The organism is Streptomyces sp. JLYT201 (assembly GCF_059448825.1).
Genome location: NZ_CM182551.1, coordinates 9,551,910 through 9,564,461, shown reverse-complemented (window position 1 = coordinate 9,564,461; position 12,552 = coordinate 9,551,910). Strand labels below are relative to the sequence as shown.

Below are 12,552 nucleotides of genomic sequence, written 5' to 3'. Positions count from 1 at the left end.
CCGCCAGGCCCGCCCACCTACGGAGATCACCATGAGAATCAGCAGGACCGGCACGCCCGCCACCGGATACGGCATCGCCGTACACCACCGCGACCAGTGGTTCGATCTGTCGGACGTGCCCGGGTACGCCGGCGTGAGCCGGATCAGCGACCTCCTCGGCGAGGCCCCGTCACGGGAGCTGACCGGCGCCCTGGAGCGGCACGCGCCCGCCCTCACCCCCGTCCGGCCCGACCCCGACCTCGCCCCCAGCGTCGTCGACCCGGGAGCCGACATCTGGGGCGCCGGGCTCAACTACCGGCGCCACTCGCAGGACCTGGAGTCCGAACAGCCCCGCTCCGGCCCCGGCTCCTACCTGCGCCCGGCCAACTGCCTCATCGGCAACGGCGACCACATCGACCTGCCCGCGCAGTCCCAGCGGGTCACCGCGGAAGCGGAACTGGGCCTGGTCATCAAGACCAGCTGCAAGAACGTCGAGCGGGCCGACTGGCGCTCCGTCGTGGGAGGCGTCACCGCCGTCCTCGACATGACGGCCGAGGACGTCATCCGCGAGAACCCGCGCCACATCCCGTGGGCCAAGGGGTTCGACACCTTCTGCAGCGTCGGCCCGGTCCTGGTCACCCTGGACGAGTTCGGCGACGACGACCTCACCTCCCTGCGCATCGCCACCGTCCGCAACAGGGAGACGGTCGCCGCCGCCACCCCCGCCGACATGAAGTTCGGCCTCGACCGCCTCGTGGAGTACTTCAGCGCCGGACGCACCCTCGACGCCGGCACCGTCATCTGCACCGGCACTCCCGGAGCGGCGGTCATCCACGCCGGTGACACGGTGGAGGCGGTCGTCCAGGACGTCGGCGCGCTGACCCACCCCGTCCGCCAGCGGGCGACGGGCCGCCACGACAAGCGGTACCCCGCATCCCACAGTGAAGGAGGGTGACGTGCGAACAGAAGAGGAGTCCGTGCTCGACGGCATGGACCGCGCTGTCCGGGACGTCCCGGACAACGAGGCACTGCGCACCGCGCGGTCCGCCATGACCTACCGGGAATTCGGTGAACGCACCGACGAGTTCGCGCACCGGCTGCGGCGGTTGACCCGTCCCGACGAATGGGTGGCCCTGCTCGGCACCCGTAGCGCGGCGGCGATCGTCGCCATGATCGGCGCCCTGAAGGCCCGGCGGCCGTTCGTCGTCGTCGACCAGCGGGACAGCGACGCGACCAACACCGCCAAGACCCGCCTGCTGGGTGTCAGGCTGCTGGCCCGCGACGCGGGCGACGACGGAGACGTGGAACTCATCGCGCTGCCCGCCGCCTGGCGCACCGCCGACGACCGCGCGCCGTTCACCGGGCCCGCGGCCCACCGGCGCCCTGCGGACGGCCCGCCCGCACCCCGCCCGCTGCCCTTCGCCGACGGCGAGATCGGCTACGCGATCCACACCTCGGGGTCCACCGGCACCCCCAAGTGCGTCCTCGTCCGGGCCGCCCCGCTCGCCCCTGTCGTCCGCGACCACGTCACCCGTCTGTCCGTCGGACCCGGCAGCCGGACCCTGCAGTTCGCCCGGCTCACCTTCGACGGCTGCCTCACCGAGATCCTGTGGACGCTCAGCGCCGGCGGCTGCCTCGTCGTGGTGGACGAGGACCGTCTCGCGCCGGGCCCCGTCCTGCAGGACACCCTCGAACGGTTCGGCATCACCCACCTCAAGACGACGCCGTTCGCCCTGACGGTCACCGAACCCACCGACGGAATGCGCCTGGAACACGTCGTCAACGGAGGCGGCCCGTGCCGCCCGGCCGCGGTCCGCACCTGGTCGAAGGCGGCGAGCTTCCACAACGCCTACGGCCTCACCGAGACCACGGTGTGCAATCTGCTCAGCGACGCCCTCGACCCGGACGGCTGCCGTGACGCGGTGCCCCTGGGCGAGCCGGTGGGCGCGTGCGCGTACGTCCTGCGCGACGTCGAGACCGGCACCACCGGGGCCGGCGTCCGGCGCGGCGAACTCGTCGTCACCGGAGCCTCCGTGGCGGCCGGGTACCTCACCGAGCACGGGCTCGACCCGCTCCAGGGCCCCGACGGCACAAACGGCTACGCCACCGGCGACGTCGTGGAACTGCGCGACGGACGGCTCACCTACGTGGAACGCCTCGACCGCCAGGTGAAGGTCCGCGGCTACCGGCTCGACCCCGGCGAGATCGAGACGGCGGTGTGCCGTCACCGGGACGTACGGGAGGCGGTCGTCGTGGCCGAGACCCACGCCGACGACGCCCCCGCGACCCCCGACACCCTGGTCTGCTACTACCAGGGCACGGCCGACCCGCGCGCCCTGCGGCACCACCTGGACGGCATCCTGGACCCGTACAAGATCCCCTCCGTGCTGGAACGCGTGGACGTCTTCCCCAGCACCCCGAACGGGAAGATCGACCGGGCCGCCCTGCGCACCCGGCGGCGGCGTGACCGCACCCCCGCGGACTCCCCCGACGAGCAGGTACTGAACCTGGTGCGGACGCTCACCGGGGTCCGGGACGCACGGCTCGACGACAACTTCTTCGAGCTGGGCGGCGACTCCGCATCGGCCGTCGTCCTGGTCACCGGCATGAAGAAGCTCGGCTGGACCGACGCCGGTGTCCGCGACGTGCTGCGCGCGGAGAACCTGCGGTCCCTCGCCGACCAGCTGCGGGAACGGAGCGTGTGACGGATGTGCGGCCTGTGCGGAACCTACGCCCCGGACAAGACCCTGGACCGGGCCGTCGCCGCCGCGATGCACGCCCGGCTGGTCCACCGCGGACCGGACGAGACCTACTCCCTGAACACACCCACGCTCTCCGCGAAGCTCGGCCGGCTCGGGATGACCGCGCTGAAGGACGGCTGGCAGCCGGCCGAGGACCCCAGCGGCCGGTACGTGGCCCTGACCAACGGCGAGGTCTACAACGCCGCCGAGCTGCGCGCCCTGCTGGGCGGCGGCCCGCCCGACAACCGCGTCGACGTCGCCGTCCTGCCCGAGCTGTTCGCCCGCTACGGGCCCGCTGGCCTGAGCCGGATCGACGGGCAGTTCGCCACCGTCATCCACGACCGGGCCGACGGCAGCCTCCACCTGGGCCGCGACCGCTTCGGCATCTGCCCGCTGTTCTACGCCGTGCTCGGCAGCCACGTGCACTTCTGCTCCGAGCTGAAGTCGCTCGTGCGGAGCGTGCCGCGGGCCTGGCGGCTCGACCTCGGCGCCGTCGACCAGTACCTGGCGCTCGGCAACATCGTCGCGCCCAGAACCCTCGTCGAGGACGTGTGCGCCGTACCGCCGGGCTGCGTGGTCCGCTTCGGCGACGGTCCCCCCGAGACCGTGCGGTACTGGCGGTACGGGGACTTCCAGGAGACGGACCGCCCCGTCACCGGGGAGGAGATCCGCGAAGTCGTGGGACGGTCGGTGACCGACCGGCTGCGCGCGGACGTCGAGATCGGCGCCTACCTCAGCGGCGGCTTCGACTCCAGCACGCTCGTCCTCGAAGCGGCCCGGGCCCGGGAGAAGCCCACCCGGACGTTCTCCGTGCTCTTCGACGACGTCACCCTCGACGAGGGGCGGTTCCAGCGCGAGATCGCCGACGCCGTGGGCAGCGAGCACCACCAGATCCGCTGCGCCCCGGCCCACGTCGCCGCCGAGTTCGAGGACATGGTGCGCCACTGCTGCTATCCGCAGCGCGAGACGTACAACGTCGCGGCCCTGATGCTCGCCCGCCAGGTCCGGCTCACCGGCCTCAAGGGCGTGATCTCCGGAGAAGGCGCCGACGAGCTGTTCTTCGGCTACGACTCCTACGCGTTCGACGGCGCCCGCCGCACACCGCCCGAGCGGCACGCCGAGAACGAACAAGCGTGGGGCAGGACCGACTTCGCCTGGGAGAGCGACCCCACCAGAACGGCCCGCCGAAGGGAGCTGTGCCTCGCCCCGCGGGCGCTCGACGCCCTGCCCGGCAAGGAGTACTGGCGAGACCGGCTGATCCCCTTCGACGACCGGGAGACGGCCGCCCTGACCCCGATGCGGCTGCGGTCGATCGCCGACGTGTACGTGCAGCTGAGCGGACACCTGCTCGGCGACCACGACGACATGATGCTCATGGCGAACTCCGTGGAGGGCCGTTACCCGTTCCTGGCCAACCCCGTCGTCTCCCTGGCACTCGGCGTCCCCGACGAGCGGAAGATGGCCGACTTCGAGGGCAAGGCCTGCCTGAAGGAGGCGTACGCCGGCATCGTGCCCGAACGGATCCTGCACCGCGCCAAACAAGGCTTCACGGCGTACGGACTCGCCGACACGGCCGACGAGGGGACCCTGGCGCGCTGGCAGGACCTCGTCGCCGCCAGTGGCGTCTTCCGCCCCGACGCGCTGGACGTCCTCGGCGCCGAGGCCACACCCGACAAGTGGGACGTCCGGCTGAGCCTCATCAGCATCAGCGCGATCATCGACGAGTTGGGACTGCGGTCATGACGGACACCTGGCACGAGCTGCTGCACGGCCCGCGGTGGTCCTCACCGGCCGCCGTGTGGGTCGAGGACGGCACCGAGTACAGCTGGGCGGACGTCGGACGGCTCGCCGCGGCGGTCGAGGCGGCCGTGCGCGCGCACGGCCCGGCCCGTGTGGTCGTCGTCCGCTCCCGGCACAAACTCGGCTGCTTCGCGGGGCAGCTGGGCGCCTGGCGGGCGGGATCCGTGGCCGTCGCCGACGACTACACGCTCACCGAGCCGGAGTTCGCCCGCATACGGCCCGACCTCACGCTCACCGTGACGCCCGGCCCGCGCCCATCCGTCGAGCCCGTCGGACGGCCGTCCCACCGACCGCGCCCGGAACCGCTCCCCGACGAGGCCGTGGCGGTCAACTACACCTCCGGCAGCACCGGCGGCCGCAAGGCCGTCGCCGTCAGCCGCGGCAACCTGCTGGCGCTCTTCGCCTGCCGCGACCTGGACGTACCCGGGCCCGGCCCGCTCACGGCGGGCAGCTTCGCCACTCCCACCTACGACGGCTGGTGGTTCGACACCTGGCGCACCGTGGCGGCGGGCGGGAGAGTGGTGTGCCTGCCCCACGTCAACGACGACGTCTTCGCCTGGCCCGAGCTCGCGCGGACGTACGGCATCGGTCGTCTGCTCCTTCCGGCCGCGGTCCTCGCCACGGTCGTCGAGGTCCTGCCCGAGGCCGTCGCGGACATCCCCTGGCTGTTCAGCGGCGGCGAGCAGTTCCGGGCGTCGACGTACCGGCAGGCCCGGCGGGCGGGTCTGCGCCGCACCTTCGTCAACCTGTACGGGCCGACCGAGGCCACCTTCGCCACGCACCACTACCGGCTGCCCGAGGACCTCACCGCCCCGGCCGTTCCCATCGGTCGGCCGCTGGAGGGGTGCCGCCAGTTCCTGCGCGGGGCGGACGACGGCCCGCCCGGCGCCCGCGAGCTGGTCGTCAGCGGCCCGTTCGTCTGCCTGGGCTACCTCGACGACGGTGTCCTCGCGCACCGCTTCCTCGACGAGACGGGCCGGCCGTCGTACCGCACCGGAGACCTGGTGCGCCCCGACGGCGACGGCGACCTCGTGTTCACCGGGCGGCTGGACGGCGAGGTCAAGGTGAACGGGATGCGGGTCGACACCGCCGCCCTGGAGCAGCGGGTCACCGCCCTGCCCCGCGTGCGGGACTGCCGCGTCGTCCAGCACGAACGGCACACCGTGGCCTTCGTGCGGACCGACCCGACCACCCTCGAGGACCCCGCCACCCGCACCCGGATCGAGACCGTCGTCCAGGGCTTCTCGTCCGCGATCGGGATCAGCCTGGTGGACCGCTACCCCGTCCGGGCCGGCGGCAAGGTCGACGTCCCCACCCTCATGGACCACTACCGAACGACAGACAAGGCCGAGGAGACATGACCGACATCTCGCCAGCTGCCATCACCGACTGCGTGCGTACGGTGCTCAACCGCGACCTGGCCAACGACACGGACATCTTCACCGCCGGAGTCGACTCCCTGGCCGTGCTGCGGTGCCGCGCCCTGCTGAAGGAACGGACCGGGATCAAGGTCCCGGGCCACGTCTTCTTCGAGGGCCGCACCCCGACACGCATAGCCGACCTGATCGGAGGCACCCATGCTGGTCGTTGAGGACAGCCCGCTGTACTCGCCGGAGTTCTTCGCCGACGACGACCCGTGGGCCTATCTGGCGGGCCTGCGCGCCGACCACCCCGTCTCCGTGCACCGCCGCGCCGACGGCTACCAGTTCTACGCGCTGACCCGGTACGCCGACGTCTACGCGGCCTACGTGGACCACCAGCGGCTCAGCTCGTCGTACGGAACGATGGTCGACGGCTCCTACCTGCCGCAGAAGGACTCGGCCTCCGGCCGCATGCTCATCGTCACCGACCAGCCGACGCACACCACCATCCGCAAGCCGATCAAGACGAGCGGGTTCAGCCGCGAGATGCTCGCCAGGGTCGGCCGCACGGTGCGCCGCAACATCCGCGACGCCCTCGGCAAGCTGTCGGTGGGCGACCGCCTCGACTTCAGCAGCGTCGTGGCGCCGGAACTGCCCAAGGGCGTCCTGGAGGTGCTCTTCGGCATCGGCCCCGGAGACGCCCACCAACTCCTGGAAGCCACGCGCACGATGATCGGCTACCGCGACGAGGTGTACGCGGGCAGCTCCCCGCTGGACGCGCTCGTCGACGCCCAGCTGGAGGTGCTCGAGTTCATCGACGAGCTGATCGGTCACCGGCTCGGCTCCGGGCAGGCCGACGACATGATCGGCTTCCTGGCCCAGTGCGTGGCCGACGGATCGATGCCCCGCGACGTCGCCGTGCTCAACGGTCTGAACGTCGCTGTCGGCGGCAACGAAACCACCCCGCACACCGCCAGCCTGACCGTGCACACCATCGACGGGGAGCGCGAGCAGTGGCGCAAGGTGGCCGACGGCGACGTCGGCTGCGACGTGGCCACCCAGGAGTTCCTGCGCTGGACCTCGACCAACAGCTACGTACAGCGCCTCGCGGTGGAGGACTTCCAGGTCGGCGAGCACGTCGTTCCCGCGGGCAGCTTCGTCACCCTGTGGAACATGGCGGCCAACCGGGACCCCGAGGCCTTCGAACGCCCTGACGAATTTCTGATCGACCGCAGCAACAACAAACAAATCGCCTTCGGGGCCGGTGTGCACCGCTGCGTCGGCGCCCCCGCGGCCACCCTGGAGATCCAGACCTTCATCGAGGAACTGGCCGCCTGGGACAAGGCGTTCGCGGTGCACGCGCCGCCCCGCCGACTGCGCTCGAACTTCATGCTCGGCCTGACCGAACTGCACGTGGAAGTGGTCGACGCCAAGGAATTCGGCACATGAGCGAGGCCACCGCCGGTCAGGACCTGTGCGTCTGCTTCCCGGCCGCCGGGGGCGGCGGCACCACCCTCACCCTCGTGAAGGACGCCGCCGCCCGCCACGGCCTGACCCCGCTGGCCCTGCCGAACGCCGACTCCGTGGCCGACCTCGACTCGGGCCGTTGGCAGGAACGGACCGCCGAGGAGATCCGGCTTGCCGCGGACCGCTGCGGCGCCCGCCGGATCGTCCTCGCCGGACACTCCATGGGCGGACTGTCCGCCGTCCGCCTGCACCCGGCCCTCGACATGAGGGGTGCCCGGCCGACCGGGGTACTTGTCATCAGCACCCCCTGCCCCGACTCCTCAGGACGCATACCGACGATGTCACAGCTCTCCGACCCCGAGATCGCCCAGGTACTCGCCCACGATGGCTTCCCCCGGGAGTTACTCGACGACACGGACATGCTGGCGGAGATCGCGCACGGCCTGCGCGCCGACGCCGTGGTGGCCGACCGCCTCGCCGCACGGATCGGCCCCGCGGCCCGCCTCACCGACCTGCACGTGCTCTGCGGCCGGGACGACCGGTTCATCCCGCCCGAACGCTGCGCCGCCTGGGCCCACCGGGTATCGGGCGCGTTCCACCTGACGGTCGTCCCCGGCGGACACAGCCTGGACGCGCCCCGGGCCGGTGCCCTCGGCCGTGCCCTCGGCGCGGCCCTCCCCGAGGAGGCGGCGGCGTGAGCGGACTGCAGAAGTCGCTGGGCGGCACCGTCGGCACCTTCCTCGCCCTGTCCACCATCCTGGGCAGTGGCATGATGATCCTGCCCGGCACGAGCTACCACGAACTGGGCCGCTCCGCATGGCTGCCCTGGGCCGTCGCCGCGGTGTCGGTCGTCCCGCTGCTGTACTGCTACGCGTGGCTGGGCCGCCGCCACCCGTCGGCCTCCGGGGTGGCCCACTACTCCGAAGTGGCCTTCGGCCGCCCCGTGGGGCGCTCCTCCGGACTCCTCGCCACCCTCGCGCTGGTGGCCGGCATCCCGGCCACCGCCATCACCGGCGGGCGTTACGTCGCCCAGTTCTCCGACGTGCCGAGCCTGGCCTGGATCTTCCCGGTCACCGTCCTGGCCGTCGCCGCCCTGATCGGGTGCCTCGGCGCGAACGTGTCAGGAAAGGTGCAGGTCGCCCTCGTACTCGGCCTGTTCGTGCTGGTCACCTGCACCGCACTGCTCGCGCTCGGCAAGCACGGCGTCCACGCGCCGAGCACCGCGATGCCACCGCTGGGGGAACTGGGCAGCGTCCTCACCGCCGTCTACGTCGCCTTCACCGGCTGGGAGACCGTGGCCTTCACCTTCGAGGAACACAAGCGCCCCGACGCCATCCCGCGCATCTTCGCCACCTCCTACCTCATCGTGGTGGCCCTGTACGGGCTGGTCCTCCTCGGCCTGTTCAGCGCGGTGTCCCCCGGCGACGATGCCCTGGACGACGCCCCGCTGCTGCGCCTGGCGGAGCGTTCCCTCGGTGGCTTGGGCCGCCCGGTGACGCTGGCCCTGGTCACCGCCGCCATCGTCGCGAACGTGTGCGCCTCCGTGCTGGCCCTGTCCCGGCTGGTGTTCGGCATGGCACGCAGCGGCTATCTGCCCGGCCCGCTGGCCCGGGTGCGCGACCGGGACAGCAACCCGGTGACGTCCGTGCTGGTGGTCGGCGCCGTCCTGATCGTGATCGCACTCCTCGGCTCCACCGGCGCCATGTCGTTCGAACTGCTCTTCGTCCTGTCCGGAGGCATCTACTTCGTCCTCTACGGCCTGGGCGCCGCCTCCTACGCGAAGCTGGCCGGACCCGGCGGCACCCCCAAGGTGGTCACCGCACTGTGCGCCGTCACGGTGGTCGCCGTGACCGTGCTCGCCGGGCCGCCCATGTGGGCGTGCTGGGCGCTGTTCGCCGCGGTCTGGTTGGTGACCGCGGCCCTCGCCCGCCGCCCGTCGAGGAAGGAACCCGAGTATGAGGGAGCGGACCGGTGAGCGCTGCAACAGGGACAGGCGACGACGGACGGGCACTGATGAACGGCGAGACGGACAACGAGGGACACACCTCGATGAACGCCGAGACGGATGACGAGGGACACGGGCCCACGGAGGCCTCCCGGGACCACGCCTCGTGCACCACTGTGTTCTTCCCGGGCGCCGGTTCCTTCGGAACGGAGTTCCGTCCGCTCACCCAGGCGCTGGGCGTACCGTCCTTTCCGGTGCGCTATCCGGGGCGGCCCGGCCGGGGCTTCGGGACCCCGGCCGCCTCCTTCGACACGGTGGTGCGGGCCTGCGCCGACCAGATCACCCGCCGGTCCGCCGTACGCCCCCTGCTGTTCGGGCACAGCTACGGCGCGTACGTTGCCTACGCCACCGCTGCCCACCTGGGCGAAGCCGGCGTCGAGGTCGCCGCCCTGGTGGCGGTGGGGGCCGCCGGGCCCGGCCTGCTGCGGGTGCCGGAGGGGGCCTCCGCCGACCCTGCGGAGGCGGCGGCCTACCTCGACCGGGCCGACCCCGGCGTCCTGGCCGACGCTCCCTCCGACGAGTGGCGCGCCGTCGTCGCCGAGACGACGGCCCAGGACCTGTGCCTGTTACGGCAGTTCACCCCCGCGAAGGCCCCCGCCCTGCGCTGCTCCGTCCTGGCGGCACGCGGCATCGAGGACCCGCTGACCACGGACGAGACGATCGCCGGGTGGCAGCACGCCACGACCGGCCCCTTCACCCGGCACACCTTCCCGGGCGGCCACTCCGACCTGCTGCACTCCCCCGAATGCGTCTCCTGGCTCCGACGGATCCAGGAGACGGCGGGCGCCTGACGCCCATGGCCCTCTCAGGGAAGTCGATCCGAACAATCCTGCGCCGGCAGGGGCAGCTTGCGTCAGGGAGCCTCCTCCTCCGCCAGGCGCTGGGCCAGGCCCTTCAGTTGCCCGGCCATCTGGTTCAGCTCCGCGCGGGTGGTGTCCGCGCCGATGATCTCGACGTACTGGAAGTGGTCCGCCTTCAACTCGTCGTGGATGAGTTTGGCCTGGGCGACGGGGAGGTCGCCGGGGACGACCGCGAAGAGCTTCACCTTGGTCGCCGAGATCCGGACTTTGACGAGTTCCTCACCGATGCAGATCTGCTCCAGCTTTCCGATGTCGCTGGGCGAAAGGCGCTCCACGTCCTTGCGGAACTACCCGCCCGCCTCGGCAAGTTGGTACCCCTGTTGCAGGTCTAGGAAGGTCTTGTGGTAGGGCTTGCCGGTGACGCGGGCGATCTCGCGCTCGCTGCGGAACTTGTTCTTGACGAGGCTCAGGAACGTGGCCCGGTCCTCGGCACTCTTGAGGGAGGACAGACCGCCGCGTCTCACCTGAGCCAGTCAATGGAGAAACACTGAGACCGGAGACCTCGTCCGACATGGAAGTACACGGCATCTGCAGCGACCAGTTCAGCGCGGTGCGGGAGACCTTCGCGGACTCTCTGCGCAGCGGATCTGACGTCGGCGCCTCCGTGGCGATCTACCTCGACGGCGAACCTGTCGTCGATCTCTGGGGTGGGTGCGCCGACCAAGAACGCACCAAACCATGGCAGCGCGACACCATCACTAATGTGTGGTCCACCACGAAGACAATGACCGCACTGTGCGCCCTCGTTCTCGCCGACCGTAACGAACTCGATCTGTGCGCACCGGTCACGAAGTACTGGCCCGAGTTCGGCGCCGCAGGAAAGAACCGCATCGAGATTCGGCACCTGCTCAGTCACACTGCCGGACTCCCCGACTGGGATCAGCCGATGACGCTTGACGACCTGTGTGATTGGGAGAAATCCACCACCTTGCTGGCACGCCAATCGCCCCGATGGGAACCAGGCTCAGCATCCGGCTACCATCGCTTCACTCATGGATTCCTGCTCGGCGAGGTGATTCGCCGTATCTGCCAGCAGTCAATCGGCACGTTCTTCGCCGAGTACCTCGCTGCCCCGTTGGACGCCGATTTCCACATCGGCCTCGCCGCTGAAGACGATCACCGTGTCTCCGAGGTCATCCCCGCACCCGGGCCCGCGCCTGCGCCTGCGCCCAACCCACGGGTAACCATCCCTGTCGGGGCGTACGTGACGGCTCAGGACACCTGGAGCACTCAGTGGCATCGCGCCGAGATCCCGGCCGCCGCAGGATACGGCAACGCACGATCTGTGGCCGCCGCCCAATCAGTACTCACCTCCGGCCATACCCCCCAGTCGTCCATCCTCTCCGAAGCCACTCGCCGCGCAGTGTTCGACGAGCAGCACCACGGCATCGATCTTGTGCTCGGTATCCCCCTACGCTTCGGTATCGGCTACGCCCTCAGCTCAGACAACGCCCCGGTCCGCACAGCCAACCACCACACCTGCTACTGGGGCGGAAGGGGAGGATCGCTGGTCGTCAACGACCTCAACGCGCGCATGACCATCGCCTATGTAATGAACCAGATGACCCACCTCGGCCTCACCGACCCCCGTGGTCAAAAGCTCCTACGAGCCGCCTATAAATCACTGAACCCCTCTCAGCCTGGCGGCTGGGAGTGATGACGGAACCGGCGCGAGAGGATCATGAGTGGCAGGGCCTCTCTTCACCTGGCAGGTGACCGTCGCGGGCTTTCGCCTTTCCGCCATCAGTGAGCCCCAGCCCGAACCAACCGCACGTGAACGGTTCCCCGACGGCTTCCGCGACCTTTCGACCAGGCCCTGCTTCCTGTCTTTCGTCGTCGAGGCGCTGCCGTCGGCTGTCGACTCGAAGGATTCGGGCGTGTCCGTAAAGTCGTGGTTCGTTGGGCAGCTCGTGGTGCGTCGTCATGAGTTGTCCGATCGGGCATGGGCTGTGATCGAGCTGTTGCTGCCGCGGTCCCGGATGGGGCGTCCGGTCCGGGACCGGTGGCAGATCGTGTACGGGATCTTGTGGACGCTGTCGACCGGGGCGACCTGGCGGGACCTTTCTGAGCGCCATGGGTCGTGGAAGACCGTGTACGAACGCTTTCGCCGCTGGTCGGCGGATGGCACCTGAGACCGTCTGCCGGCATTTGTCAGCAGCGTCCGGACGCGATCGAGGGAGATCGACTGGTCGAGCGAGTACATCGACTCCACGGCCGTGCGGGCGCATCAGCACGCTGCCGGGTCCCGAAAGAAGGGAGGATCATCAGTGGCGAGACGCTCGTGCGGCCGCAGGAGAACTCCCGTTACTGAGCTTCAGGCGTGCCGTCGTTGAGCGGTG

12 protein-coding genes and 1 pseudogene are annotated in these 12,552 nt (G+C 70.7%); 11 read left to right on the top strand and 2 right to left on the bottom strand.

All coding sequences use genetic code 11. The features are described 5' to 3' along the window. Positions 1-31 precede the first annotated feature (31 nt). From AC5WAM_RS40175 to AC5WAM_RS40135, 9 genes are read left to right on the top strand one after another with little or no spacing between them, the layout of a single operon-like run. A complete protein-coding gene (locus AC5WAM_RS40175) occupies positions 32-934 on the top strand; it encodes a fumarylacetoacetate hydrolase family protein (protein ID WP_495520709.1) in 903 nt (300 codons plus the stop codon). A 1-nt stretch (position 935) separates the two neighbouring features. Next, positions 936-2,684 carry a non-ribosomal peptide synthetase gene (locus AC5WAM_RS40170; RefSeq protein ID WP_495520708.1) on the top strand — a complete coding sequence of 583 codons (1,749 nt, stop codon included), beginning with the start codon at positions 936-938 and terminating at the stop codon, positions 2,682-2,684. A gap of 3 nt (positions 2,685-2,687) precedes the next feature. Then, positions 2,688-4,463: an asparagine synthase (glutamine-hydrolyzing) gene (gene asnB / locus AC5WAM_RS40165; RefSeq protein WP_495520707.1), complete on the top strand. Its 1,776-nt coding sequence runs from the start codon at positions 2,688-2,690 to the stop codon at positions 4,461-4,463. After that, positions 4,460-5,881 carry an AMP-binding protein gene (locus AC5WAM_RS40160; protein ID WP_495520706.1) on the top strand — a complete coding sequence of 474 codons (1,422 nt, stop codon included), beginning with the start codon at positions 4,460-4,462 and terminating at the stop codon, positions 5,879-5,881. The genes asnB and AC5WAM_RS40160 overlap by 4 nt, the downstream gene beginning before the upstream one ends. Then, complete coding sequence (locus AC5WAM_RS40155; RefSeq protein ID WP_366793402.1) at positions 5,878-6,111, top strand: acyl carrier protein; 234 nt, start codon at positions 5,878-5,880, stop codon at positions 6,109-6,111. The genes AC5WAM_RS40160 and AC5WAM_RS40155 overlap by 4 nt, the downstream gene beginning before the upstream one ends. Continuing rightward, the gene (locus AC5WAM_RS40150; RefSeq protein WP_495520705.1) at positions 6,098-7,330 is read left to right on the top strand and encodes a cytochrome P450; all 1,233 of its coding nucleotides are present in this window, start codon (positions 6,098-6,100) and stop codon (positions 7,328-7,330) included. The genes AC5WAM_RS40155 and AC5WAM_RS40150 overlap by 14 nt, the downstream gene beginning before the upstream one ends. After that, on the top strand, positions 7,327-8,046 hold the full coding sequence (locus tag AC5WAM_RS40145) for a thioesterase II family protein (protein ID WP_495520704.1): 720 nt from the start codon (positions 7,327-7,329) through the stop codon (positions 8,044-8,046). Before AC5WAM_RS40150 ends, AC5WAM_RS40145 begins: the two co-directional genes overlap by 4 nt. Continuing rightward, positions 8,043-9,323 (top strand): APC family permease, encoded by a 1,281-nt coding sequence (locus tag AC5WAM_RS40140; protein ID WP_495520703.1) that lies wholly within the window; start codon positions 8,043-8,045, stop codon positions 9,321-9,323. Before AC5WAM_RS40145 ends, AC5WAM_RS40140 begins: the two co-directional genes overlap by 4 nt. Beyond that, a complete protein-coding gene (locus tag AC5WAM_RS40135) occupies positions 9,320-10,144 on the top strand; it encodes a thioesterase II family protein (protein WP_495520702.1) in 825 nt (274 codons plus the stop codon). The genes AC5WAM_RS40140 and AC5WAM_RS40135 overlap by 4 nt, the downstream gene beginning before the upstream one ends. A 62-nt stretch (positions 10,145-10,206) precedes the next feature. Here the strand turns inward: AC5WAM_RS40135 and AC5WAM_RS40130 are convergent, their stop codons facing one another. Then, entirely contained in the window at positions 10,207-10,488 is a 282-nt protein-coding gene (locus tag AC5WAM_RS40130) for a hypothetical protein (RefSeq protein WP_495520701.1), read from the bottom strand. A 12-nt stretch (positions 10,489-10,500) separates the two neighbouring features. Beyond that, on the bottom strand, positions 10,501-10,677 hold the full coding sequence (locus AC5WAM_RS40125; RefSeq protein WP_495520700.1) for a hypothetical protein: 177 nt from the start codon (positions 10,675-10,677) through the stop codon (positions 10,501-10,503). Positions 10,678-10,724: 47 nt separating this feature from the next. Between AC5WAM_RS40125 and AC5WAM_RS40120 the strand changes: the two genes are divergently transcribed. After that, positions 10,725-11,870: a serine hydrolase domain-containing protein gene (locus AC5WAM_RS40120; RefSeq protein ID WP_495520699.1), complete on the top strand. Its 1,146-nt coding sequence runs from the start codon at positions 10,725-10,727 to the stop codon at positions 11,868-11,870. A 220-nt stretch (positions 11,871-12,090) separates the two neighbouring features. Then, a pseudogene (locus AC5WAM_RS40115) lies at positions 12,091-12,471 on the top strand (transposase); the annotation flags it as partial. Positions 12,472-12,552: the final 81 nt, after the last annotated feature.

What these genes read in the sequence shown, in the direction of transcription:
- AC5WAM_RS40175 (WP_495520709.1), top strand. Translation starts at nt 32, where the DNA reads ATGAGAATCAGCAGGACCGGCACGCCCGCCACCGGATACGGCATCGCC.
- asnB (WP_495520707.1), top strand. Translation starts at nt 2,688, where the DNA reads ATGTGCGGCCTGTGCGGAACCTACGCCCCGGACAAGACCCTGGACCGG.
- AC5WAM_RS40160 (WP_495520706.1), top strand. Translation starts at nt 4,460, where the DNA reads ATGACGGACACCTGGCACGAGCTGCTGCACGGCCCGCGGTGGTCCTCA.
- AC5WAM_RS40155 (WP_366793402.1), top strand. Translation starts at nt 5,878, where the DNA reads ATGACCGACATCTCGCCAGCTGCCATCACCGACTGCGTGCGTACGGTG.
- AC5WAM_RS40150 (WP_495520705.1), top strand. Translation starts at nt 6,098, where the DNA reads ATGCTGGTCGTTGAGGACAGCCCGCTGTACTCGCCGGAGTTCTTCGCC.
- AC5WAM_RS40145 (WP_495520704.1), top strand. Translation starts at nt 7,327, where the DNA reads ATGAGCGAGGCCACCGCCGGTCAGGACCTGTGCGTCTGCTTCCCGGCC.
- AC5WAM_RS40120 (WP_495520699.1), top strand. Translation starts at nt 10,725, where the DNA reads ATGGAAGTACACGGCATCTGCAGCGACCAGTTCAGCGCGGTGCGGGAG.